The organism is Pseudomonas sp. RIT357 (assembly GCF_000632245.1).
Classification (GTDB): domain Bacteria; phylum Pseudomonadota; class Gammaproteobacteria; order Pseudomonadales; family Pseudomonadaceae; genus Aquipseudomonas; species Aquipseudomonas sivasensis.
On sequence record NZ_JFYX01000008.1, the window covers coordinates 89,925 to 112,429 of the forward strand.

A 22,505-nucleotide genomic window follows, 5' to 3' on the forward strand; every position below is an offset into this window, starting at 1 on the left:
CCAGCCCTTGTCGCAAACGAAATAAAGTCGCCGGGTCATTCCAAATCGGAAGGAGCCGTTGCCAAAAGTCGTTTGTGGCAACGCGCTGAACCCGTCAAGCGCGGCCTCAATGCGCTGTGGAGCAGAGGCGGCATCCAGTACCCGGCGCCAGTACGTTGACGGGCTTGACCTACTCCGACACCCCATCTTTCCCCGCCGCTTTGGCGCGATACAGTGCCTGGTCGGCACGCGCCATCAGGGCGGCGGGAGATTCATCCATGCGCCGCTCGGCCACGCCCAGGCTCAGGGTGACGGTGAGATCACCGCGCACCGGGATCTTGCGCATCGTTCGGCAGATGTTCTCAGCCAACGCCCTGGCGGTTTCCAGTGAGCTTTTGGGCAGCACCACCATAAACTCATCACCTCCCCACCGAGCCAATAGGTCGCCTGGGCGAATGCACCTCTCCAGGCATTCCACGACGTGCACCAGGGTTTGGTCGCCCACGCCGTGGCCATGTCGGTCATTGATTGGTTTGAAGTCATCGATATCCACCGCGATCAATGCCAACGGCAGGCGAAAACGTTGTGCGCGGCCGCACTCTTCCAGCAGTACCTTTTCCAGGCGGTAGCGGTTGGCGACGAGAGTGAGGGCGTCCCGTTCGGCCAGGGAGCGGTTCTCGTTCAGCTGTAGTTGTAGTTGCTGATTGACCCGCGACAGCTCGCGCGTCCGCTCGGCCACCAGTGCCTCAAGGGATTGATTGCGTCGCTCCAACTGTTCAACGGAGGATTTGCGCAGATCGATGTCGCGATGGGCGCCCACCATCCGTGCTACCGAGCCGTCCTCATTGCGCGCAATGACATAGCCGCGATCCTCGATCCATAGGTAGCTGCCATCTTTTTTGCGGCAACGGTATTCGGTTTGGTAGTGAGGGGTACGCTGGTGGACGTAGTCATCGAACACCGTCATCACACGGGGGTAATCGTCCGGATGGATAACGTTTTCCCAGGTAAACACGTTGTTTTCCAGGGAATGGCGAGGGTAGCCCAGCATTTCGTACCAGCCTGGGTTGCGGTAGACGAACCCGGTATTGGCGTTCCAGTCCCAGATGCCGTCGCTGACCAGCTCCAGCACGGCATGCAACATGTCGGCGTTAAGGTGGGAAAAATCATGGTCCAGCGGGTTGTTGCCGGAAGTATCGTCCATCTGCGCATTCCTTGCGTGGGCAGGCGCCTAGGCCTGCCAATGTTGTCGCCGATACTCCGTGGCTGGGGCTACTGTACAGCGGGGATTGAAGGCTTTGAATAGGATGGGTGTGCTGCTTTTGGATGATGGCTATTGGCTATTGCTGCGGCGCCACCATCCTTGTTCGAGGTTTGCCGTCCGCGTTGTGCTGGTAAATAGCCTCCGGCTGCCCCCGCTCGTTGAAAAACACTTGGCCAATTCCGGCCGAATTCCATAACCGTTCACCGGCTTCGGCATGTTCCGGGATATGGGGGACCACCTGCATGGTGCGGCGGCGAGTGAACCAGTTCAGGGGCGATCGCGGCGAATAAAGCCAGCGGTTGAGGCGGTCGAACCATTCCAGCAATCGGGGTGGGAATTCGTTCTTGATGCCGCTGCTGGTGATCTGCCAGATTCTCGGGCCGGCGTTGCGGTGGCGGATCAGCACTTCATAGACAAACGAGTAGTGCACGTCGCCCGAGAGGATCACGTAGTTACCCGGCGTGCGCGAGTGGCGGAAGATGTTGAGGATGACCTGAGCTGCGCCGCGATGAGCCATCCAGTTCTCGGCGTCCACCAATAAAGGATGGCCGCACCAACTGAAGATTTTTTGCACGGTCTCGATCAGCTTGACGCCAAAAATCGGCGCGGGAGAGACGATGATGGCTGAGGGATGATCGAGCAGCTCTTGTTGCAGTTCGCTCAAGGCTTCCCAGTCAAGGAGGCCTGATGGGTGCTTGAGCGTGAATTCGCTGCGCCAGCGCCGGGTGCGGGTGTCGAGCACCACCAAGGCCGGCGTTGTGGGCAGGACGTAATGCCACTGCTGGAACTTCAGCAGTGTCTCCACCAACTGGTCCTGCGCGAGCGCGTCCAAGTGATTGTCCTGCGTGTGGGTGACCAGTGTCTGCGTTTGGCCCACCAGCTCAACAAAGGCATCCGGGTTATTCCCCCAACCCTGGCACAGCAGGTAGGCGAGCAGCGCGTTACCTATGATGCGTTTGGAAAACGGATGGCCGTAGGCGGTTTCTTCCCATTGGGCGCTGAGGTTCCAGTCGTCGGTGATGTCGTGGTCGTCAAAGATCATCAGGGTGGAGAGGTGGGCAAATACCCGTGCTACGTCCGGCAAACCCTCACGGAATGTATCCAGCGTCACTTGCTCACGCGCATAGCGCGATGCCTCCTCGCCGCTCAGTTGCGGCGGTTGTGGGGTGATCAGGTTCCAAGGCGCAGGCGACCACACCAGCAAGTACATCGCCATGACTTCGGCGAAGGTCACCAGATGGTTGTCGGCGGTGCTGCTGGTGAAAATCGGTTTTTTCACGCCGCCAAAAAAACGTTCACGCAGGGTCTCGTTGCTGTCCAGCGCCGGGAGCAGATCGGCGCGGTTGTAGTAGCTGGCGTGATGCCCGTAGAGGCTGGCGCTATCGTCTACCACGGCGCCTTCCAGGTATTCGTCGAACAGGCCCAGGCGCGCAATCAGCCCATGGATCGCTCGCAGCATCGGCCCGGCGACATCGTCGGCATACACTTGGTCGCCGCTCATCATCAACAAGGCCGGGCGCTCGGTTGGGTTCTGCGCATTGGCCAGCAGGCGATCAACGCAAAGCAGGCCTTCGTCGGCACTGTGGTGAGGTTTGCGGCACGAGCCGTGCACCAGTTGATGGATACGGCTGTGCAGCACGAAGCTCGGGTATTGGGCGTTGGCGTACAGCAAGTGGGGCGCCCACTGGGCTATGCCGGTGCCGTCGACGAGCAAGTCATAGTCGATGATCACATCCTGCGGCAGCGCCTTTTCCAGCCGTATATCAATCAGGTGGACAAACGCCTCGCGACCCACCTGCACGACTTGGCATTGGTCCTGGCCCAGCGGGATATCCAGGTGCTGCTCGGCAGATTGCAGCCTCAGGGTCAGGGTTAATGCTCGGCTTCCCACCAGCCACAACACCAAGCGTTGGGGTTCCAGGCGCCGCAGCAGAGGGCCGGCGAGTACGGCGGGCAAGGTGTCGGGATGTGGCATGCAGTAAAAGGCTCCGGCCAGGGTTGAACCGGAAAGGTTAGCGCAACGGATGTCAGTGTTTTGTTAAGACGCGACGACCTACAAAGACGAGGGGCAGTGCACTGCCCCTCGTACGACGGTTTAAGGCAAGTTGCCCTTGCCCAGGCTGTCTAGGCTGCCGGTATTCCTGTGTCGGCCATCGCGCGCCGAACCGTCAGCGTCCTGAGGTTCGAGCTGCGATTGAGGGCCGTCGATGCTGCGCTTATTGCGTTGAAGGGGGGCGTCGTCATGCGGTGCAGTGGGGTATTGAGCAGGCAGAGGGGGAGAATTTATAGGGCCGAGCATGGAAGTATCCTTCTATCAGTCGAGGGTGACTTCGCCCTGTTGAGCGAAGTGGCGACAAACTTATAGAGGACGAGGGGCGTCGAGCTATAAACGCCCTGCTGCAAGATATGACGGAGGTTGAGGCCCGCTCTCTAGAGCAAGCCATGCCTGGCTATTGCCACAGACCCCTTGCCACAAGGTCGCTGGCGCTTAGGTCGGTGAGTTTTCAATTACGTTCGGCACCGTAAACCGGAACTCGCTGCCGCGCCCCACTTCACTTTCAGCAATGATCTTGCCGCCGTGGGCGTGGACGATGCCCTGGGTGATGTAGAGCCCCAAGCCACTGCCCGTTGGATTGTTTTCGGTCTGGGTCCAATAGCGGTCGAACACATGGGGCAATTGCTCCGGCGCAATGCCTTCGCCGGAGTCGCGCACCGAAAACACGGTCTCCTCACCATTGCTCATGGCACTGATGCCAATAGTGCCTTGGCGCGGCGTGAACTTGATGGCGTTGCCGATCAGGTTCGACAGCACCTGGAACATCCGCTCAGGGTCGCCGTTGATCACCAGATCAGGCTCGGCGCTGAACGACAGGTCGATGCCTTTTTCCATCGCCAGCGGTGCGAGCAACGAGTAAGCCTCTTCGAACATCTGGCTCACATCCAGCGCCACTGGCTTGACCACATAGCGCCCGGCCTCGATTTTCGAAGTGTCGAGCAAGTCTTCCAGCAGCACATTCATACGCCCGGCGGCTTGCTGCATGGTGTCGATGGCCGTGGAAATCCGCCGCGACGTGTGTGGGCCATCGGAGCTGAAGGCCTTTTGCATCATGCCGCACAACATCGAAATGACCGTCATCGGGTTGCGCAAGTCGTGGGATACCACAGCCACCAGTTCATCACGGGCGCGCACGGCTTGTTGCTCACGCGCTACCTGGCGTGCCAGGTCGTTTTCCAGGGCGGAGCGACGCAGGTCATTGGCGGCAAACAGGTCACCATGGCTCCACTTGGTGGAGATGCCGGCCATTTCCACTTTCCAGATTTCAAACGAAGTGCGTGGGCGAAGGCGCAAGCCAGAGTCGGAGTTTTCCAGATCCAGTGGCTTGTTCGGGTCGCCGCTCCAGTTGATGTTCTCCTTCACTTCCGGGCGGAACCACAGCACACCGTTATCCACCGGTTTAGGCAGGCTCATGGCCAGGACACCGCTGGCCATCTGCTGAAACTCAGCGGCCGGCGGGTAGACGGAGGCCAGGTTATGGCTTGAAAACACCGTATCGCCGCTCTCTTGAAGCCACTTGTGCAACGCGCGGATCTGCGCCGGTTCAGGGCAGTTGCCGTAGCGGTGCAGTTGCTTGTCTTCGATGATCGCCACTCCGCCGGACAGGGTCAGGTCCATCAGCACTTGGCCTTGCAGGGCCAGGCCATCGAACACGTTGTCCGCCGAGGCTTTCATCGCCTGATCCAGCAACGCCAGGGCCTCGACTTTTTCCTCGCGCTGGCGGCTCAGGTCCAAGGCTTCCATGGCGCTGATCTGCAATGACAACACCTGGCCGATGGTCTGGCAGGCGGTGCGCAACTCGTTGGGCACCAGCAGCGGTTCACGGTTGCCGCAGCTGATCAGGCCCCAGAGTTTGTCGCCCTTCATCAGCGAGATGCTCATGGACGACAGCACACCCATGTTCTGCATGTACTGACAGTGAATCGGCGACACACTGCGCAGGGTGGCGAAGCTGAGGTCCAGCGGCTCACCGTTGTCCGGGCGCAGTTTGGGCAGCAGTGGCACTGGCTCGTAGGCCGCGTTGGGAATGATGCGCAACCAGTTGGTGCGATACAGCTCGCGGGCCTGCTCGGGAATATCGGACGCGGGGAAGAACAGCCCGTTGAACAGTTCCATGGACGGCGCGGACGCTTCGGCGATCACTTGGCCGTGGCCTTCCTCTTCGAAGCGGTAGATCAGCACGCGGTCGTAGCCGGTCATGGCTTGGATTTCATGCACGCTGATTTCGTACAGCGCTTGCAGGGTTTTCGCCGCCTGCAAACGTTGCAGCATCTTGCCCAAATCACTGGTGCGACGATTCATTGCACGCGGCTGGAAATTCTCCAGCAACGGTTCGAATTCCAGTATCAGCACGCCCTGATGGCGATGAAGCAGGCCATCGAACTTGGTGCCGTTGAAAGTGACGTGCAGCGGCGGCGCGTCGATAAAGTTGTTGAGCTCGACCATGTGTTGCACAGCCTTAGCGTGCTCTGCGCCCAGCAACCGATGCAGCGGCTGGTCCAGCAGCGTCTCCGGTGCATGATTGAACAGGCTGGCGACGTTGGCGCTGACTTGGATGATCTGCAAGCCGGGGTCAGACAGCGTCAGCAACACACCATGGGGCTGGATGGCCCCCGGAATGCGAATAGGCTCGTCCGCACAGTTGGCAAGCAGCTCTTCAAAATCATCGGGTTTCATAGCAATACCTCCTGGCTGTCGAGCCATTGCTCAAAGCAGCGGAATGTCGAACGGGCCGCGTCTACCGCGTGTTGTTTGGCTGGTGCGTCCAGCGGCTGGTGGCCCAGATAGTCGAGAAAGTCTTTCCAGCGCCGACCAGTCTCGGGGCCATACACATTGAGAAACGCACCGCCGTTATCGGCGTCCAGATCCAGGCGCTGAGCCATTTCCCGGCGCAGTACCTGGCCGCCCAGCGTAGCGCCTTCGAGCACATACAAGGCGCCCAGGCAGGCAGCAGGGGTATCGAGGAGCGGCAGTTGGGTGCAGCGGGGCAGGTCGTTGATAGCCATGTCATTCAGGCCAAGGGCGAGAAGATCGCTCAACAGAGTGGGCGTTTTCACACGCAGTTCTGTGTCATAGCCATCAGGGATCAACTCACAATCGTACAGCGCTGCTTCCATTGGCCCATAAAACCCGTAATACGCCTGGAGCAAGCGTCGAAACCAGTCGGCATTCAGGTATTCGCTGAAAAACGGCAGGCGCTTTTCCAGCGCTACATGCAGCAGAGCCGTGCCTGTGCGCAACGCTTCCAACAACGAGGGCACACCACCGTCAGGGGCCTGTGAATGCATTCAATAAGCTCGAACTGTGGGCCTGCCGGCCATAAATGACGCATAGAATTGGGCAGTTATTCTACACACCTCATGGCCATTGGCTGTACGCACAAGGCGAAAAGCCTGACCAGCGGATCAGAAAAGTCTCTCCTTGCTCATTAATGACCGCAGTGTTTGTCCCAAAGTTCGGCTTCAGTGATGTTGCGATGCTATCAATGCAGGTGCGGGCTTTGCTGGGTCAGTGCCGTTTGCACGCACTCAATCAGGTGTTCGGCGCTCCACGGTTTCGGTAGAAACCGCACAGAGCTACCCAGTTCCGCCGCGATCTTAGTGTTGCCGGATGTCAGCACTACCTTTACCTCTGGCCAACGATGGGCCACTACCCGGCTCAAGTCATAGCCGTTGAGCAAACCTGGCATCTGAACATCACTGACAATCAAGTCGACCGGTTCATCATCCCGCTCCAGAAAAATCATCCCTTCATCCGCCGAAGGAAATGACGTCACATGAGCCCCAAAATCCTCAAGTACATCCACCATTAACGAGCGAATGATCTCGTCGTCTTCCAGTACTAAAATCGATGGCTGAGCCATGATCGTTACTCCACCATCAGGGTTCAGTAAGGTGGAGTGGAAGACCATCGGATAGGTTCGATTGGATATGTCCAAAACGATGGGTGGTTACTCAGAGGGTCTATTTTGCTTGTTTGCGGGGAGGTGCGGCACGATCCCTGTGCTCTGCAATGCACGCAAAAGGCTGTCGATCCTGAATGCTCCCCTGATCGAGCGTGGACCGAAGCGCTGATCTGGATGGGCATGCGTTCCTGACAAACAGGCATAATCGCCCGCATTCGCCGATGTGGAGTTCCCATGAAGTACGTCCTGCTCACCCTCGCCCTGATCCTCAACACCCAGTCAGCCCTCGCGGCCGGCGACGCCGAGGCGGGTGGCAAGCTCTTTACCAAGACCTGCGGCGGCTGCCATAGCGTCGGCGAAGGGGCGCGCGGTGGGTTCGGCCCGGAACTCAACGGCATCATCGGCAGGCCTGCCGGCACCACCACCGACTATCAGTATTCTGACGCGATGAAAAACTCCGGCGTGGTCTGGACGCGGGACAAACTCGCCGCCTATATCGAGGCACCGAAGAAGGTAGTGAGCGGTACGCGGATGATCTTTTGGGGCATCAGTGATCAGGAGAAAATCGACAACATCCTGGCCTACCTCGAAACCTTCCAACCCAAATAATCACTCCCGCACATTTCTGAACAGCATCAATCGCGCGCTCTCATGCAGCCCACGGGTCAGCGCCTGCAAACGCTGAAACTCTGCGGGATGTTGCGTTGCCACATCCTCTCGCGGCGTCTTTGAGGCCAGGTCATGCAGGGTCGGTGAGCTGCCGTCGTGTTGCATTTGCAACAGGAAGTGTTGGGTCACGCCGCCGATGATTGGGAACGTTCCCTCACGCAACACCAGCGGCACCACGCGTTCCCCTTCCGGAGCAGGCTGTTGGATATCCCGGCCCATGGCGCCATTGGTGAACGGCACGCCTGCCATGCCCGCAACGGTCGGCAACAAATCCGCCAGGCCCACCGCCTGTTCGATCACCCTAGGTGCCAGGCCCGGCGCGTGGATCAACAGCGGCACGTTGTTGCTTTCCAGCCCCAGCTGTTCAAAGGCAGGCGGCATGTGCGGGATCTGGCTGATGCGCGTGTTGTGGTCGCCGAAGAACACAAAAATGCTGTTGTCGTAGTAACCACCGGCCTTGGCGATTTCCATCAAGCGGCCGATGTTGTAGTCGAGCAGGCGCACTGCGTTGTATTGCTCGACACTGCGCGAACCGGCTGCCTGGACTTGCTCCAGGGTCACGTTCGCCACCTGGAAACCGTCGTTGTCTTTGGGAATCGTGAAAGGTCGATGGTTGCCGGAGGTTTGCAGGTAGGCGAAGAACGGCTGGTCCTTGGGCATCCTGCTCAACAGTTCGTCACCTTCCTTGAACAGGTCCAAGTCTGAAATACCCCACACATCCACCCGTGGCGATTGCCAGTCGCTCTCTTCAAACAGCTGCACGTCGTCGATGCTCTGGCGGATCAGCGCGTTGATGTTCGCCCAGCCGGCGTTGCCGCCGATCATGTAGAACTTCTGATAGCCCTCGAATGCGTTGATCAGCGTGTGTTGCCGGGTGATCAGCGGATTGCGCGTGGCAGTCTCCTGGCGGGTGACGTCGGGCACGCCGGTGATGCTGGCCCAGACAGTCTTGGCGGTGCCGGTGACCGGTACGTAGAAGTGCTTGAAGAACCAGCTTTGGCTGGCCAGTTTATCTAGGTTCGGCGTGGGATTGAGCGGGTTGCCGTAGGCCCCGACGGCGCTCGTGCCAAGGGATTCGAGCATCACGAAGATCACGTTCAGCGGGCGCTCGCCGGCCAGGCGATAGGGCTGCACACCCTGGTGGCGGGTGAAATTCAGTTGCTGGGCGTCCGGTTGATCCACCCCCAAGTACTGGGCGACTTGCGGGTAATGCTTACGCACCTGGGCTTCATCGAACTGCGATTGGCCGACCTTGAGGGTGTCGTACAAAAACAGCACCGGGTTGAGGCCCACGGCGGCCACCTGGCTGTTGCCGGAAAAGAACGCATCGCTCCAGCGCAGCGGCACCGGGTTTTCCAGGTTGAGGTTGGCCACGCGCCCCAGCAGGGCGAGCAGCACGGCGACCACGCCAACCACTGAGACTGACGTCACCGCCCATCGATTAATGGGGGTTGGCGCACGGTCCAGGGTCAGGCGCTCCAGGCAGATCAACGCCCATACCCACAACCCCACTGCCGCCAGCCAGCAGGCGGTTATCCACAGCACTGGATAGGTTTCCCACACCATCTGTTGTGAAATCTGTGCGTCTTGCAGGTAGCGCAGCACCGTCGCATTGATACGTACGCCGAGGTAGGCGTAATGGCCGAAGTCGATGATGTACACCAGGCCGATCATCGCCAGTGCGACCACCAGGTAGGCACGTGCCAGCCAGCGCAGGACTGGCAGCGTGGTGAGGTTCCAGCGCGGCAGCCATGCCAGCACGGCCAGCGGCAGCAGCAGCAACACCGCCAGGCGCAGGTCGAAACGCAGGCCGATGCCGAGGGTTTCCAGCAGCGCCGGGGTTGTCACATCGAGGCCGGAAAAACCCAGCACAAACACCAGTCGCGACGCAGCCAGCAGCACAAACACCAACCCGATCGCGCCCATGCCGTAGCGCAGGCGACGTGATTGCAACGCACTCATCAAATTTTCCATTCTTTAAAGCAGTACAGTTTGAGTTGCATTAATCCAGCGACGACGCAGTAGGCTGCCAAGAGCGGATCAACCAGATAATCCCAATAGTTCTCTGAGGCCTTGAGCCGCAATGCGAACGCCAGCGTGCCGATCACCAACATCCACACCGCCAGCGCATTGCGCAGCCACAGCATCAACAGCGCCGCCACCGCGACCAGCACAATCATCGGTCGAGGGTTGAAGCCCAAGCGGTACGGGTCGAAATAGGTCAGGCCTAACGTGGCCGGGTAGAGCACCAGGCTCAGCAGGCCAAACAGCAGCAACATCTGCACCTGATGTGGTCGAGCCAGCGGCTGCACCACGCCCAGACGGCTCAGCGCAACCCACCCCAACAACACCAGCGTGCTGATCGCCAAATCATCGGTAAAACTGCGGACATAGGCCGCCAATGGCAGCTCATTGATCGGGATAACGCTCACCACCACCAGGACTGGCAGCAACCACGGTCGCCATCGGGCGGTAAATCGAAACGTGCTTAACAGCACAAACCCCAACAGCACAAAACTCAAATGCGCCTGCCATAGCAACACCATCACAGACGCTCCGCGAGCCAGGCTTCGTTGAAGCTGACATGTTTGATAAACGTGTTATTCCATGAGTACACCAGGTGGTACATACCGTCCGGGCTGCGGCTGAAGTACGGGTACTCGTACTCGAAATCGCAGCCACGGGGTTTGCACACGCGGTAGTCGAGGCTGCTGAGAAAACGTTGCTCCAGCGGTAAACGCTGCGCGCCGCTGGAGGCGCGAAAGCCTTCGCCGATGATCTCTTTATAAGCTTCGGGGGCGAACGGTTGGCCGAGCGGGTCCGGTGATTCGTCCAGTTGCACCACAGTGCGCCACTGGCTGAGCTGGGCGTCGGTGCCATAGAGGCTGAGCTTGAAGCGGCCGTCCTGCAGGTCATTGAGCGCCACCAGCAACCCATCGTCCACCGTGCCCACCGCCGCCAGCGACGAGTTAGGGTTGGCCGGTTCCAGCGGGTACGGCTGGCTCCAGGTTTGCCCGGCGTCTTCAGTGCGGCTGGCCAGCACGCGGTGATGGGTGTCGCCCGCATAGCGCAACATCGCCACGGCGCGTTGGCCGTCCAGGGGCACGATGGTCGGTTGCAGGGAATTCTTGCCGCGGCTGATACGGAATTTGTCGATCACCGCTCCGTCGGCGCTCAAGTACAGGTACTCGGCAAACTTGCCCATGAACTCGTGGTACACCGGCAGGCCGATGGAGCCGTCGGCGTGGAACACCGGCGCGGCGCGAACCAGGGTGCTGATATTGAAGAACGGCGAGGTCACCAGTTGCCGAGGGGCCGTCCAACTGCCCCCCAGGTCATCCGACACCATCACGTTGATCGCACTGGTGGCCCAGCCGCCCACTGACACCGACACATAAAACATCCACAGGCGTTTATCCGGCGCCAGGGCAATTACCGGGTTGCCGAGCTTGCGGATATAACGCTGGGTTCCGTCGCGGGTGCTTTCCCGCGTGGCCAGCACCTGTTCGGCGCCCCATTCGCCGGTACGTGCATCAAAGCGCGCGGTGCGCACCTGCACATCAGCGGCACCTTCGCGTGAGCCGGCGAACCACACCGCCATCAAGTCGCCGCCGGGCAGGGCGGTCACGGATGAGGAGTGCACAAAGTCGGTGAGCTGGGTGGATACGAACCGGCTGCTGTACTGCGCCGGCGCCGCCACTTTTGCGGTGTTCGGGCTGGTCTGGGCAAACGGCGCCAGCACATGGGGCGGATGGCTTTGCCAGGCAGCGAAAAACACTGCCAGCAGGCTGCATATCAATAAGGCGGAGCGCATAGGGAACCTGTGGGTAAAAGGATTACTGCGCACGTTCATCCGGCAGGCGCTTCCTGCGACCGGTGAGCATGGATAACGGCAGGTTGTCCCGCACCTGGATACTTTCAAACACGGCAGCCAGTACATGCAGGCAAACCAAGCCAAGCAGCGCATTGGCGGCGGTCTCGTGGACTTGCAGTGGCCAATCGGCGCCCCAGAGGGCATCGACTTCCTGCATCAAAAAGCCACTCACGCCGACGGTGAGTAACGCCAGCAACATCAACAGCATCACCAGCGCGCCAATCGGCGAATGCCCCAAGCGGTGTTGCGGCTTACCCTTGAGCAACGAGCGCGCGTGGGCATTCAGCCTTTTTGGCGTAGGCCAAAAGTCTGCCCACAGTGCGCTGCGCGGTCCGACAAATCCCCACACCGTTCGCACCAGCAGCCAGGCCATGGCGTAATAACCCAGCCAGACATGCCAGTCGTCGCCGGCTTCGTTGAAGAAGTAATTGGCGACGAAGACCCCGGCGATGGAGGCGTGGAACAGCCTCACCAGCGGGTCCCAAAGGCGTAGGGATTCGCTTGGCATCAGCCTTTGATCTCAGTCTTCACGGCCTTGCCGGTGACCGGGTCGTGGTAGATCTCAACTTTGCGCTTGTCCTTGTCGAACCCGTAGATCTCATAGCAGTTGCCATCAGTGACCTTGAACTTGCTGATGGTGTAGCCCTCGGCCTTGAGCTTGTCCTGGAAGGCTTTTTCGTCTTGCCATTGCGAGCGCTCGGCGGTGGTGCATTGCGGGCCGGCGAAGGCCAGGGGGCTGGCGAGGATCAGGGACAGCAGGAGAATTTTGCGCATGGAAAAGCTCTCAGCAAATGTGGGAGATTTCACAGTGCAAAACCAACCTTAGGGCAACCTTAGTTGGCAACGAGCCGTAACATCTTTGCTGAAATAGCCCCGGCCATAACCCGGCATGATGCCGCCGATTCCTACAGAGATTTTGCTATGCGCCTACTCCTTGTCGAAGATGACCGGGCCCTTGGCCAAGGGATTCGTGTGGCCTTGGGCGCCGAGGGCTACACCCTGGATTGGCTGCAGGATGGCGTTGCGGCGCTGCATGCGTTGCGCACGGAGAGCTTCGATCTACTGCTGCTGGACCTCGGCCTGCCCCGCCTCGACGGCCTCGACCTGTTGCAGCAACTGCGCGCCGAGCAACATGATCTTCCGGTGCTGATCCTCACCGCCCGCGACGGCACCGCCGAGCGCATCGCCGGATTGGACGCCGGCGCCGACGACTATTTGGTCAAACCCTTCGACGTCGAAGAGCTCAAGGCACGCGTGCGCGCGCTGTTGCGCCGCAGCCAGGGCCGCGCGCAACCGATGCTCGAACACGCCGGCGTCAACCTCGACCCCGCCACTCAGCAGGTGCGTTACCTGGATGAGGACATCATCGTCACCCCCATGGAATATCAACTGCTGCACCAACTGATGGTACGCCCCGGCAAAGTGGTGACCCGCGAGCGCTTGTCTCGCGCGTTGTATGGCTGGCAGGACCGCGTCGAAAGCAACACCTTGGAAGTGTTGATCCACAACCTGCGTAAAAAGTTATCCACAGAGCTCATACGCACCGTGCGCGGCGTTGGCTATGTGCTGGTACTCAAGCCATGACCTCCGTGCGCGCGCGCATCCTCGTGCCTGTGCTGGTGTTGATCCTGCTCGGCGATGCCCTGATCAGTTGGCTGGTGCTGCGCGACAGTCACCACGAAATCGAAGAAGTCTACGACGCCCAACTCGCCCAAAGCGCGCGCCTGCTGCAAGGCGTACTGCGCCAGCGCGACCCCGGCGAGGCGGATTGGGACCGCTTGTACCAGGCGTTTGATCAGGCCATGAGCCGCGTGGGCGAAGAGGGCGTGGCTCATCCCTATGAAACTCGCCTGACCTTCCAGGTGTGGCGCAGCGACGGCCAGCTACTTGTACGCTCAGCCGAAGCGCCGGTGCTGGTCGCACCGCCCGCGACCCTTGGTTCCCACGACATCATCGACAACGGCAACGACTGGTGCGCCTTCCTCCTCGCCGACCCGCAACAGGGCCTGTTGATTTGGGTGGGTGAGCGCGACGACATCCGCCAAGACGTGATCCAACGCATCATGCGTCACACCCTCTGGCCGACCCTCATCGGCGTGCCGCTGCTGACGGTGTTGATCTGGCTGTTAATCGGTTGGGGTCTCAAACCCCTGCGCGCCATGGCACTGTCGATTCGTGGACGCAATTCCGACACCTTGCAACCGCTGCACCTCAAACCGCTGCCCTCCGACCTGGAACCCATGCAAACCGCGCTCAACCGGCTGTTGGTGCAGGTGGACGAGTTGTTGGAACGCGAACGCCGGTTCATCGCCGACGCCGCCCACGAACTGCGCACCCCCCTGGCGATCCTGCGTATCCATGCGCAAAACGCCCAAAGCGCGGAGACAGTAGAGCAACGACGCGAGGCATTGGAATTTCTGGTAAGCGGTGTCGACCGCGCTACCCGTATCGGCAGCCAGTTACTGACCATGGCGCGCATCGAGCCGCAGTTGAACAACCCTGTGCGCAGCCGTGTGCAATTGACAGAGTTAGTACGCGAAGAATTGGCAGAACTTACCCCGCTGGCCATGGAGAAAGGTGTGGAGTTGGTGCTGGAGGGTGACGAAGAATGCTGGGTCGAAACCGAGCCCGTGGCACTGGCCATCGCCCTGCAAAATCTGGTGACCAACGCTCTCAACTTTTCCCCGCCGGGCAGCGAGGTGAAGGTGGTGATTGGTGCTTTTTGCCTGAGCGTGCAGGACCAGGGGCCGGGGATTGATGAAGCGGAAATCGGGCGTTTGTTTGAGCGGTTTTATAGCCGTGACAATGCCAATGGCGCCGGGTTGGGGCTGGCGATTGTCGAGATGATCGTCGGCAAGATCGGCAGCCGGCTGGCGTTGCACAACCTGGAGCGTGGTGGGTTGTGTGCGCGGTTGGTATTTAACGAAGAAATCCAGAACAGCAGCCCTTCAACTGCCTGAGCTGAAAGGGCATGTGTAGTGAGCGGGCTTGCCTCGCGCAGGTCTGCGAAGCAGCCCCAACTCGGCCACCGAGATTTTCCATAGGAACCGCAGGGCTTGGTTTCAGGGCCGCTTCGCGCCCCAGCGCGGGGCAAGCCCGCTCACCACAAAAAAAGCCCGCTCACCAGGGAGATCCTCGTCAGCCTTTAGTCGGCGAATGGAGTTTGAATGCCCCTTGGCTCACTTAGTCGTGTGAGGTAAGGAATAAGTCAAAGTGAGTGGGCAGCTTTAGAGCAATCGCTTTTTCTATCTTGAGTACTTGTTCTTCCGTCAATAGATAGTCAAATACGCAATCCTCCAGTTTTTCCCACCCCATAATGTCCATCAGGTCTTGAGTGGACAGAGGTAGCGGCTGTTCAAAGGATGCAAAGTCCTCGTTAGGCAAAACGCCCATAACTGAGTGGTTCATGGTTCTACCGTCCTTTCAGGCTTGGCTGGCTTACGTTGGTTACCGGTCAAATGATCGAACTCGCCGAGATGAATTCCGCGCTTGGAGGACTTTTCCACAGCGCCATGTTGAGCGTCCCATTCATAGATCGTCCCGTCGGGATCTTTCCATCTTGGGCGTTGGCCACCCCCGTCATTGGAGTTTTCGAGCGAGCCCACTTGGCTTTCGGAAATGCAGCTAGGAGTTTTGGTTTGGGGTGATAGGTATGATCCCCAGCCCGAACACTGACCACCACATACAACGGCCGAACCCCCCACTCCACCGGGAACACCAGAATAAAATCCCGATATTCCGGCGGATAAACCGGGTTCACCAAAATCTGCGCAGCCTTCTGGTTTGGCGGGTAAATCCAAATTACCGGCGCCTGCGGTGCAGCCTCCAACGCTGGGATTCCCAGGGCGTCCCCCGGATTCAACCGCAGGCGTCCAGATCTGCTCCACACCTTGGCCCAAATCCGCCACAAACTGATCGCCACGGCTTTGCAACTGCACCACATCGATCATCTGACAGTCGGCATTGTTGCCGGTGTAAAACCCATAGCCCTTGAGCGTGCCGTCCTTCAACTGCTCAACATGCAAACGCATCTGTGAGCGAGCCCGTTGCATCGAGCGCAATTGCTCATCGCTGTACAGCGCGCTATCACCCAGCGCCGATGGCCAAGCCAACGCCACTAACCCCGTCAACAACGCCCCGGCTACAGAGCCGACAGCAGTCGCTGCCGACTCCAACACCGCTGCACGCAACGCCAACTGCCCCAAGCCAACGGGCAATGCGCTTCCGCTGATCTTGCGCAGCGAGACCGTCCCCCGAGCGTCCACTTCACGCCCGCCCAGCAGGCTGAAATGTCCGTATTCCTTGACCAACTCCAGCGGTACGAAACCGCAGGGATCGGCGTAGTGGGTGATGCCGTCGGGCAGTTGGCAGGGTTTGGTGAATACGCAGCCGGGAGGCTTGGTGGGGGAGGGGGCTGGCGCGGGAGGACGGTCGAGTAGATGGAGCGGTGGCGAAAAAGGCCGTGCCGGTTGCGGTGTCAGGATTCGCTGTTTGAGTTGTTGTTCTTCGGTGAGAGGGTATGCGCGCTCTGACATGACAGGCTCACTTCCTTGTGTGGGGACGTGAGCCTAAGAGGGGGATGAGCGGACTAAATCGGATTTGTTCGATGATGGGTGTGGGAAAACGAGACAGGGGTCAGAAGGGCGCTATCGTTTCGAATATTTTGATTTTTACCTGCTGATCAGGTCAGCAGGTGCTTGGAAATCAACCGCGAAATCTCAACAATCGACGTCTTCCCCGTAAATTCAAATTTCACCTTCCCCAGCGAAGAAAAGTAAATCTCCAACTCCGAATCCAGATCAAACGTGCCGGACGTTTCCACCGAGTACGCCACGATATTTTTATACGGCAGCGACGTGAAGTCCTTCTTGCTCCCGGTAATCCCCTGCACGTTCACGGCGATGATGCGCTTGGTGGTAAACACTACGCCGTCGCGCATGGCTTTGTAGGCGTCGACCACTTCCTCGCCGTCCAGCAGCAGGGCGGCTACGCGTTCGGCGTATTCGTTGTTTTGTTTGAGCTTGAAGAAACCTTTGTTGTTGAAGTCGATCATGGGCCTGCCTCGTGGGTGTATGCCGATTTGCTCGTGGATCTGTATCTAACGCGGGCATTTTGAACGCCCTACCATGGCGACCAACCTTACAACCTTGCCCAGATGTTTCAACAACCGGAGCCGCACCATGCCTGAACTATCCAGCTGGCTTGCCTATGCGCTGATCTCCCTCGGCATGGTGCTGACGCCCGGACCGAACATGATTTACCTCATATCCCGCTCGATTTGTCAGGGCCGTACGGCTGGATTGATTTCCTTGGGCGGCGTGGCGTTGGGTTTTTTGGTTTATATGCTTTGTGCGGCGTTGGGAATTACCGCGTTGGTCATGGCGGTGCCGTTTGCCTACGACGTGCTGCGGTTTGGTGGGGCGTTGTACCTGGCCTATATGGCGTGGCAAGCGATCAAGCCGGGCGGGCGTTCACCGTTTCAGGTGCGCGATTTACCCAAGGACAGCCCACGCAAGCTGTTCACAATGGGGCTTGTGACCAACCTGCTGAACCCCAAGGTGGCGGTGATGTATTTGTCGTTGCTGCCCCAGTTCATCGACCCGAACGGCCATGGCAGTGTGCTGACACAATCACTGGTGTTGGGCTTTACGCAGATTTTTATCAGCGTGGGTGTCAACGCGGTGATTGCCACCCTGGCGGGCTCCATCGCGGTGTTTTTCGTCACCCGGCCCGGTTGGCAAGTGGTGCAGCGCTGGCTGATGGGCTCAGTGCTGATGGGGTTGGCGGTGCGCATGGCGGTGGAAGGGCGGCGGTAGGTCGCCTCACTGGATGTCTTTCAGATAATCCTTGAGGGTGGTTAACGGCTCGGGCAGCTCATCCAGTTGATGGGCATTTTGCACAGCCGCCGCCAGCCGTTGCAGTTCACGTCCCAGTACTGTGTCGGCACCGCCCACCGCCATCAAAGCCTGGCCCGCACAGTCATCAATCTTCACCAAGATTTCAGCCAAATCCCCCTGCCGCACCAACAGCCCAAACACCTCCCTGTCATAGCCAACCATCACCGGATCATCCCGCAAAACCGGGCTGCCACCGTCCACCTCATGCACCAACTTGAGTGCAAAAAGCGCCACAGCTTCCAGCGTCAATTCCATGGTCTTGGTTCCTCAACATACGGGGGGAGGGGGATGATCACTGTTCTGTGTGTGAAAAAAAAGACCTGGCCCACTTTGCGGCGTGCATCACATTAAGGCCTCTGCACAAGGAACGATACTAATTGGCCATGTTCCAACTCGCCGTGCCAAGCGCACCCAAGCAGCCCGCTTTATCTACTTACAAGGACGCAAGCCCCCATGCCCTCATCCCCTTTTCAATCGCCTTCCAATACTGGTGAGCTGATCGCCAGCTTCCGTCATGGCAAAGCCTTTCTTGTGGTCAGTTTGATCTTTGGTTCTGTGATGCTGGGGATGGCCGGGTTTGTGCTGTACCTGAGCACCATCCTGCCGCAGGGCAACAATGGCCCCGTCACTCTCCAGACGTCACGCGGCATGACCTTGAATTTCAGCGACCCGCTTATGGTGTTTTATGCCACCAGCGCCTTGCTGGCGGTGATCGGCCTGAGCATGTTTGCGGTCTACGCCTGGCACAAAAAGCTGCGTGCGCCCCGTTATGACGTGTATGAGCATGGCATCGAGCGCTTCGTGAACGATGAGCGCGAATACACGGCCTTTGCCGATATCGAGGACCTGTATCTGTTCGGCTCCGGCCAAACCGTGTTGACCGGTATGGTTACCAACGTTGCCTATCGCCGCAATGCTTCGGAACCGTTTCACCGGGTGATCGAGACCCTCAAGGGCTTTCACGATTTCCAGCAACTGGTGCGTGAACTGCACGTACGCGCACGCCTGCCGGCGGTGGCGGCGACGCTGGAGGCGGGCGGGGCGGTAACGTTCAATTGCATCAGCACTGCGCAGGTCTGGGGCAAGCGGGTCAGCGGCAACTTCCTCAAGATCACCACGACGCCAATTCTGGTCAGCGCCGCCTTCCTTGAGTACCAGGGCCGCAAAGTGCCGATGGCATCGTTGCGCACCGTCGACCTCAACGCCTGGACCGAGAACGTGGTGATCAAGGACGACAGCGGCAAGCCCGTGCTGTCGACCATCGCCACCGGCATCCTCAGCCATGACCTGTTCCTCAACACCCTGGATGTGGTGTTTGCGGTTGAAGAACAAGCCCGTGAGTTGGCCTAAGCCCAGGAGTATCAAACGATGATTTATCGCGGCGCAGGCTGGCTCACGCTGTTCACTCCGGTGGCCATGGTGCTGTTGTTGATGGGGTTGTGGCCTGATCCCAGCGTCAAGCCAGGCAATGTCTCGCTGATGCAGTTCCTGATAGGCGCGGGTGTTGGCTCGGCGATCAACGTGGTGCTGGGCTTCGTGCTCAATCGGCATCCGCACGCTGATGGGGTGCGCCATCACTTCTTTTTCATGCCGATGCAGTGGCCGGCGCTGGTGATCACCGTGGTCTGTGCGCTGATCGCCCTGTTGAAATAAACCTACCGGCCGCTCGGCAAGGGCGGCCGCGTGTCGCGTTGTTCCAGATTGACGCGGAACGTGGTGTACGTGTCGCCATCGGCCAGGTAGAGGTTGCTTCGGTACACCTCGACTGCGCCATCGAGTTTGATGTGCAGGCCATTGGCGACCCGTTCGATCACTACATCCTGCAAGTCGCTGTCCGAAACCAGAAACGGTGGCTTCTTGCCCAGGCGCACCTTCATCACCTCGTCGCTGCTTTCGTAATCGTCTGCGTAGAACCGCAGACTTTTGGGCTCCCCTGCGTTCCTCGCGCCTTGCACGATGTACACCCACTGCCCGGGTATGAACGCTTGCTTGAGGACTATTTGCGACGGGAATTGCGGTTTATGTACGAGCGCGTAAGCCAACAGCACTGCCAGGCAGGTTAGAAAGGCCCAACCGAGAAGCGTTTTGGTCCGTTGAGTCATCACTTTGCTCAGCTGTAGTCGAAGGTAAATAACACCAGGCCTTCAATCGGCTCGTAGAACATCACGATCAAGTCGGCCCCCGCGGTGCGGTAATGCCAGCCCGGCACGCTGGCGACGTGGAAAAACCGGTTGCCGGCCGGGCTCAAGGGATACACGTTCGAATCGCCACGGTCGGGGTCCAGTTCAATGATCTGCATCGGAAACTCCACCGACTCCACCCAGTTAGCCAAGCCGTCGACTTCGCCGCCCAGTTGGGTGACAAACTCCACCGCATCCAGCGGCTCGCCGTCTTCGCGTGCCAGTACCCCGTGGGTGTTGAACCGCTCGACCGTACGGGCAAATGCGCGGTGTTGCTCAGCACAGTGACGCTCCAGGTCCGCCCGCGCGCCGGGGTGAGGGTCGGCCAGTTGCGCGTTGCCTGCATGGAGAAAAAAGTAGCGCGGGTCGCCGCATAGGCGGTATCGCCCCTGCTCAAGCTGAAATCCGATCCAGTTGGTTTTCAGCAGGTCACCGTGAAAGCCGTCCCATTCGGTCAGCTCGCCGACAAGACTCTCATAGGGCTCCAACGGGCTCAGCATGTGCACGACGCCCGACCATTCGGGATTCACCTGGCTCAGGTCAAGGCTGAAGAGCGGATGCAGATGCTTGGCCAGTTCCAGTTGATCGGCGACGAACACGTCTTCAATCGCCGGAAAGGGCTGCATACCTGTGGGGATTTGGGTGAAGTCTTGGGAGAGCGTATTGGTCATGGGGTGTCTTCCTTGATCGTGGATATCAGCGCAAAAAATCAGGTAACGGGCATGTTAACGCCATGCCCCTCGGGTAAGCGCGGTGCCGGGCAATTCCAACTGTATATACGCAATCACCGCGACCATTACTGCGCAAAACAGCCATTGGAGCGCACTCAGCCCGGCAATCCGATAGATCGCCTGCAACGGTCGCCGCCAGCGGTACTCATACTCGGCAGGTGCCCAGCGTGCCGGCTGGAGCACGCCGATCAAACCGGTCACTGCGTAGGTAGCAAGCCCCAACCACCCAAGCCATTGCCACACGACAAAACCCAGCGCTACTAATGGGCCGCCGTTGCGGATCACCCGATAGCGGCGGTCGGGGATCCATTTGCGGCGCACACACCAGCGGCTGACGCGTTGGTCGAGGTCTTGCAGGCTCTCGGCCATGACGGTCCAGTAGGTCAGCAGCCACTGGCCGACGCGGGCCATCAACCAGCCGCCCAGTAGGTATAGCGGCAGCATCAATAAGGTCGGGCCGAGTGCGAATCGGCTGGAGAGACTACCCAACGCCAGGCAGGTTGCAAGGACGGCGGTGGCTCGTTTCAGGCCGTGGCGGGTGGGGCGATAGCCGACGAGGGCGTGCCAGAACCACGGGTTGTGATTGGGGAACAAGCCCAGCAGGTCGGGGAACCGTGTGGAAAACGCTGCGGACAGTTGCTCGCAGGCCTGCCAATCGGCTTCTCCGAACGTGGCGGCCAATTGCGCTTGCTGCGCGGGTTTTGCACACATCAAAAACAACGCCGCCGCACCCGGTTGTTGCGCCTGATCTCGCAACGCGTTCAGCCAGACGTATTGCTCGCTGCGCCGGACCAGGGCCTGCCACTGGGCTTGATCGATAGGCACCGCAGCGCCAGCGTCCCAGGCGAACAGCTGGCAGACCTGTTGGAAAAGAGTCGGCGACCAGCTTTCTTGCACCGTGAACAGGTGCAACACCTGCACCTGCAACGCCTGGTGATGGGTCAGGTCAACCAGCCAGCCCTGGCGGCATGCCCGTTCCAGTCGTTCGAAGAACGCCTGAGGCTGGGCGTCTGCCAGGTATTTTTCAAGGTCGTCGTACAGCGCGCACTTGAGTGCGTGGACCAGGCGTTGATGGGGAAAACCGCCGCTGTTTATTTGCTGCCATGGCGTGAGCCATTGGCGTTTTTCAATGCCCCAGGTCAACAGCGGTAGATGCCGGTCGGGTGCGTTGACGCAACGCTGGAACAGCAGTTGTTCAAAGTCGGCGGCACACCCTTGTGCCACGGCGCGGGCCCAGCATTCGTCGACTTTCCAGTCATCGAATTCGGCCAGCAGCGCCATCGCTTGTTCATACGCAGCAGGGGGGAGGGCGTGGGCGACGAGGCTGTCGCCGTCACGCAGTCGCTGCAACGCCCGCTCGTACGCTTCCCGCAGACGCTGGAAGGCGACGGGGTCATCGTCCGGCCGCGTTACCTTGAGCAGCTTGGCGTACTGGCGTTTGAGGGTGCGCTCGTCAGGGCTGGCCAGCAGATCGTCCATGTTCAGCATCGCCAACCGTTCTTTCAGGGGGGAGGGCGATGATCACTGTTCCTGCGCGCTAAAAACAACCCCGCTGCTCACCGCTCCAATATCCACTCCACCCGGCGGTTATGCGCCCGCCCTTGCGTCAGGCGATTGATAGCGGGACTTATCAGGTCTGCGCGGATTCAGTGTGAGGGGAGCTAAGTCTGTGCGCCGGGCGCGCATTGCTGGGGTGGGCTGCTGCATATATTTTGGATCGTGCGGGCTGATCACAGGCTATGCATCTATCTATAGCTGCGCTGCTGCTGGTGTTGCGTGTACCGCCAGTGATGCGCCGAATCCCACGGCTTATTGCGAAAAAAGCACCTTCTGCAACAAAAGCGTAATTAACGCTTGACCGCAGATTCTGGGAGCCTATAATTCGCCCCACTTCCGGCGCAGTCGAAACGGAAAACTCCTTGGTAAACAATGAGTTACGCAGTTTTCGGCA

Annotated in this window: 22 protein-coding genes and 2 pseudogenes; 7 read left to right on the forward strand and 17 right to left on the reverse strand. The window is 59.5% G+C overall.

Annotated features, from left to right (window positions below; all coding sequences use genetic code 11):
• Positions 1-169: 169 nt before the first annotated feature.
• From BW43_RS19560 to BW43_RS19540, 5 genes are all read right to left on the reverse strand, one after another.
• Complete coding sequence (locus BW43_RS19560) at positions 170-1,183, reverse strand: diguanylate cyclase domain-containing protein (protein ID WP_032885630.1); 1,014 nt, start codon at positions 1,181-1,183, stop codon at positions 170-172.
• Between the two features lie 136 nt (positions 1,184-1,319).
• Positions 1,320-3,218 carry an alkaline phosphatase D family protein gene (locus BW43_RS19555; RefSeq protein ID WP_032885631.1) on the reverse strand — a complete coding sequence of 633 codons (1,899 nt, stop codon included), beginning with the start codon at positions 3,216-3,218 and terminating at the stop codon, positions 1,320-1,322.
• A gap of 513 nt (positions 3,219-3,731) precedes the next feature.
• A complete protein-coding gene (locus BW43_RS19550; RefSeq protein WP_032885633.1) occupies positions 3,732-5,975 on the reverse strand; it encodes an ATP-binding protein in 2,244 nt (747 codons plus the stop codon).
• On the reverse strand, positions 5,972-6,586 hold the full coding sequence (locus BW43_RS19545) for a biliverdin-producing heme oxygenase (RefSeq protein ID WP_032885634.1): 615 nt from the start codon (positions 6,584-6,586) through the stop codon (positions 5,972-5,974). Before BW43_RS19545 ends, BW43_RS19550 begins: the two co-directional genes overlap by 4 nt.
• Positions 6,587-6,780: 194 nt before the next feature.
• On the reverse strand, positions 6,781-7,161 hold the full coding sequence (locus BW43_RS19540) for a response regulator (protein ID WP_032885635.1): 381 nt from the start codon (positions 7,159-7,161) through the stop codon (positions 6,781-6,783).
• Between the two features lie 276 nt (positions 7,162-7,437).
• On the opposite strand from BW43_RS19540, the gene BW43_RS19535 reads away from it, so the two are divergent.
• Positions 7,438-7,812, forward strand: coding sequence for a cytochrome c family protein (locus BW43_RS19535; RefSeq protein WP_032885636.1), 375 nt, complete (start codon positions 7,438-7,440; stop codon positions 7,810-7,812).
• On the opposite strand, the gene BW43_RS19530 is transcribed toward BW43_RS19535, so the two are convergent.
• The 5 genes from BW43_RS19530 to BW43_RS19510 are packed head-to-tail and all read right to left on the reverse strand — an operon-like array spanning position 7,813 to position 12,520.
• A complete protein-coding gene (locus BW43_RS19530) occupies positions 7,813-9,834 on the reverse strand; it encodes an LTA synthase family protein (protein WP_032885637.1) in 2,022 nt (673 codons plus the stop codon).
• Positions 9,834-10,418 carry a hypothetical protein gene (locus BW43_RS19525; protein WP_032885638.1) on the reverse strand — a complete coding sequence of 195 codons (585 nt, stop codon included), beginning with the start codon at positions 10,416-10,418 and terminating at the stop codon, positions 9,834-9,836. Before BW43_RS19525 ends, BW43_RS19530 begins: the two co-directional genes overlap by 1 nt.
• Positions 10,418-11,686: an exo-alpha-sialidase gene (locus BW43_RS19520; RefSeq protein WP_122680689.1), complete on the reverse strand. Its 1,269-nt coding sequence runs from the start codon at positions 11,684-11,686 to the stop codon at positions 10,418-10,420. Before BW43_RS19520 ends, BW43_RS19525 begins: the two co-directional genes overlap by 1 nt.
• A 22-nt stretch (positions 11,687-11,708) precedes the next feature.
• Positions 11,709-12,254, reverse strand: coding sequence for a cytochrome b/b6 domain-containing protein (locus BW43_RS19515; RefSeq protein WP_032885639.1), 546 nt, complete (start codon positions 12,252-12,254; stop codon positions 11,709-11,711).
• The gene (locus BW43_RS19510; protein WP_032885640.1) at positions 12,254-12,520 is read right to left on the reverse strand and encodes a PepSY domain-containing protein; all 267 of its coding nucleotides are present in this window, start codon (positions 12,518-12,520) and stop codon (positions 12,254-12,256) included. The genes BW43_RS19515 and BW43_RS19510 overlap by 1 nt, the downstream gene beginning before the upstream one ends.
• A 147-nt stretch (positions 12,521-12,667) precedes the next feature.
• On the opposite strand from BW43_RS19510, the gene BW43_RS19505 reads away from it, so the two are divergent.
• Positions 12,668-13,330, forward strand: coding sequence for a response regulator (locus BW43_RS19505; protein WP_032885641.1), 663 nt, complete (start codon positions 12,668-12,670; stop codon positions 13,328-13,330).
• Positions 13,327-14,706: a sensor histidine kinase gene (locus BW43_RS19500; RefSeq protein ID WP_032885642.1), complete on the forward strand. Its 1,380-nt coding sequence runs from the start codon at positions 13,327-13,329 to the stop codon at positions 14,704-14,706. The genes BW43_RS19505 and BW43_RS19500 overlap by 4 nt, the downstream gene beginning before the upstream one ends.
• A 223-nt stretch (positions 14,707-14,929) precedes the next feature.
• Here the strand turns inward: BW43_RS19500 and BW43_RS19495 are convergent, their stop codons facing one another.
• From BW43_RS19495 to BW43_RS19485, 3 genes and pseudogenes are all read right to left on the reverse strand, one after another.
• Entirely contained in the window at positions 14,930-15,154 is a 225-nt protein-coding gene (locus tag BW43_RS19495; RefSeq protein ID WP_032885643.1) for a pyocin S6 family toxin immunity protein, read from the reverse strand.
• A pseudogene (locus BW43_RS19490) lies at positions 15,151-16,281 on the reverse strand (colicin E3/pyocin S6 family cytotoxin). The gene BW43_RS19495 and the pseudogene BW43_RS19490 overlap by 4 nt, the downstream one beginning before the upstream one ends.
• Before the next feature lie 146 nt (positions 16,282-16,427).
• Positions 16,428-16,799 carry a PH domain-containing protein gene (locus tag BW43_RS19485; RefSeq protein ID WP_032885644.1) on the reverse strand — a complete coding sequence of 124 codons (372 nt, stop codon included), beginning with the start codon at positions 16,797-16,799 and terminating at the stop codon, positions 16,428-16,430.
• Between the two features lie 127 nt (positions 16,800-16,926).
• Here BW43_RS19485 and BW43_RS19480 point away from each other — a divergent pair, with 127 nt between their 5' ends.
• Positions 16,927-17,562, forward strand: a complete 636-nt coding sequence (locus BW43_RS19480) for a LysE family translocator (RefSeq protein ID WP_032885645.1) — start codon at positions 16,927-16,929, stop codon at positions 17,560-17,562.
• Between the two features lie 6 nt (positions 17,563-17,568).
• Here BW43_RS19480 and BW43_RS19475 read toward each other — a convergent pair whose 3' ends face one another.
• The gene (locus BW43_RS19475; protein WP_032885646.1) at positions 17,569-17,898 is read right to left on the reverse strand and encodes a hypothetical protein; all 330 of its coding nucleotides are present in this window, start codon (positions 17,896-17,898) and stop codon (positions 17,569-17,571) included.
• 198 nt (positions 17,899-18,096) lie between these two features.
• On the opposite strand from BW43_RS19475, the gene BW43_RS19470 reads away from it, so the two are divergent.
• Both BW43_RS19470 and BW43_RS19465 read left to right on the forward strand, forming a co-directional pair.
• Positions 18,097-18,993 (forward strand): hypothetical protein, encoded by an 897-nt coding sequence (locus BW43_RS19470; protein WP_032885647.1) that lies wholly within the window; start codon positions 18,097-18,099, stop codon positions 18,991-18,993.
• A gap of 18 nt (positions 18,994-19,011) precedes the next feature.
• Complete coding sequence (locus BW43_RS19465) at positions 19,012-19,296, forward strand: hypothetical protein (RefSeq protein WP_032885648.1); 285 nt, start codon at positions 19,012-19,014, stop codon at positions 19,294-19,296.
• A 2-nt stretch (positions 19,297-19,298) separates the two neighbouring features.
• Here the strand turns inward: BW43_RS19465 and BW43_RS19460 are convergent, their stop codons facing one another.
• Genes BW43_RS19460 through BW43_RS19450 form a run of 3 tightly spaced genes read right to left on the reverse strand, consistent with a single transcriptional unit; the run spans position 19,299 to position 22,042 of the window.
• Positions 19,299-19,745: a hypothetical protein gene (locus BW43_RS19460; RefSeq protein WP_032885649.1), complete on the reverse strand. Its 447-nt coding sequence runs from the start codon at positions 19,743-19,745 to the stop codon at positions 19,299-19,301.
• A gap of 8 nt (positions 19,746-19,753) precedes the next feature.
• Positions 19,754-20,494, reverse strand: a complete 741-nt coding sequence (locus BW43_RS19455; RefSeq protein WP_032885650.1) for a hypothetical protein — start codon at positions 20,492-20,494, stop codon at positions 19,754-19,756.
• Between the two features lie 54 nt (positions 20,495-20,548).
• Complete coding sequence (locus BW43_RS19450) at positions 20,549-22,042, reverse strand: hypothetical protein (RefSeq protein WP_032885651.1); 1,494 nt, start codon at positions 22,040-22,042, stop codon at positions 20,549-20,551.
• A 207-nt stretch (positions 22,043-22,249) separates the two neighbouring features.
• Between BW43_RS19450 and BW43_RS28230 the strand changes: the two are divergent.
• A pseudogene (locus BW43_RS28230) lies at positions 22,250-22,401 on the forward strand (sulfoxide reductase heme-binding subunit YedZ); the annotation flags it as partial.
• Positions 22,402-22,505 lie beyond the last annotated feature (104 nt).

What these genes read in the sequence shown, in the direction of transcription:
- BW43_RS19515 (WP_032885639.1), bottom strand. Translation starts at nt 12,254, where the DNA reads ATGCCAAGCGAATCCCTACGCCTTTGGGACCCGCTGGTGAGGCTGTTC.
- BW43_RS19550 (WP_032885633.1), bottom strand. Translation starts at nt 5,975, where the DNA reads ATGAAACCCGATGATTTTGAAGAGCTGCTTGCCAACTGTGCGGACGAG.
- BW43_RS19535 (WP_032885636.1), top strand. Translation starts at nt 7,438, where the DNA reads ATGAAGTACGTCCTGCTCACCCTCGCCCTGATCCTCAACACCCAGTCA.
- BW43_RS19500 (WP_032885642.1), top strand. Translation starts at nt 13,327, where the DNA reads ATGACCTCCGTGCGCGCGCGCATCCTCGTGCCTGTGCTGGTGTTGATC.
- BW43_RS19475 (WP_032885646.1), bottom strand. Translation starts at nt 17,898, where the DNA reads ATGGAATTGACGCTGGAAGCTGTGGCGCTTTTTGCACTCAAGTTGGTG.
- BW43_RS19465 (WP_032885648.1), top strand. Translation starts at nt 19,012, where the DNA reads ATGATTTATCGCGGCGCAGGCTGGCTCACGCTGTTCACTCCGGTGGCC.
- BW43_RS19540 (WP_032885635.1), bottom strand. Translation starts at nt 7,161, where the DNA reads ATGGCTCAGCCATCGATTTTAGTACTGGAAGACGACGAGATCATTCGC.
- BW43_RS19510 (WP_032885640.1), bottom strand. Translation starts at nt 12,520, where the DNA reads ATGCGCAAAATTCTCCTGCTGTCCCTGATCCTCGCCAGCCCCCTGGCC.
- BW43_RS19545 (WP_032885634.1), bottom strand. Translation starts at nt 6,586, where the DNA reads ATGCATTCACAGGCCCCTGACGGTGGTGTGCCCTCGTTGTTGGAAGCG.
- BW43_RS19455 (WP_032885650.1), bottom strand. Translation starts at nt 20,494, where the DNA reads ATGACCAATACGCTCTCCCAAGACTTCACCCAAATCCCCACAGGTATG.
- BW43_RS19555 (WP_032885631.1), bottom strand. Translation starts at nt 3,218, where the DNA reads ATGCCACATCCCGACACCTTGCCCGCCGTACTCGCCGGCCCTCTGCTG.
- BW43_RS19470 (WP_032885647.1), top strand. Translation starts at nt 18,097, where the DNA reads ATGCCCTCATCCCCTTTTCAATCGCCTTCCAATACTGGTGAGCTGATC.
- BW43_RS19450 (WP_032885651.1), bottom strand. Translation starts at nt 22,042, where the DNA reads ATGCTGAACATGGACGATCTGCTGGCCAGCCCTGACGAGCGCACCCTC.
- BW43_RS19560 (WP_032885630.1), bottom strand. Translation starts at nt 1,183, where the DNA reads ATGGACGATACTTCCGGCAACAACCCGCTGGACCATGATTTTTCCCAC.
- BW43_RS19525 (WP_032885638.1), bottom strand. Translation starts at nt 10,418, where the DNA reads ATGGTGTTGCTATGGCAGGCGCATTTGAGTTTTGTGCTGTTGGGGTTT.
- BW43_RS19485 (WP_032885644.1), bottom strand. Translation starts at nt 16,799, where the DNA reads ATGATCGACTTCAACAACAAAGGTTTCTTCAAGCTCAAACAAAACAAC.
- BW43_RS19520 (WP_122680689.1), bottom strand. Translation starts at nt 11,686, where the DNA reads ATGCGCTCCGCCTTATTGATATGCAGCCTGCTGGCAGTGTTTTTCGCT.
- BW43_RS19460 (WP_032885649.1), bottom strand. Translation starts at nt 19,745, where the DNA reads ATGACTCAACGGACCAAAACGCTTCTCGGTTGGGCCTTTCTAACCTGC.
- BW43_RS19505 (WP_032885641.1), top strand. Translation starts at nt 12,668, where the DNA reads ATGCGCCTACTCCTTGTCGAAGATGACCGGGCCCTTGGCCAAGGGATT.
- BW43_RS19530 (WP_032885637.1), bottom strand. Translation starts at nt 9,834, where the DNA reads ATGAGTGCGTTGCAATCACGTCGCCTGCGCTACGGCATGGGCGCGATC.
- BW43_RS19480 (WP_032885645.1), top strand. Translation starts at nt 16,927, where the DNA reads ATGCCTGAACTATCCAGCTGGCTTGCCTATGCGCTGATCTCCCTCGGC.
- BW43_RS19495 (WP_032885643.1), bottom strand. Translation starts at nt 15,154, where the DNA reads ATGAACCACTCAGTTATGGGCGTTTTGCCTAACGAGGACTTTGCATCC.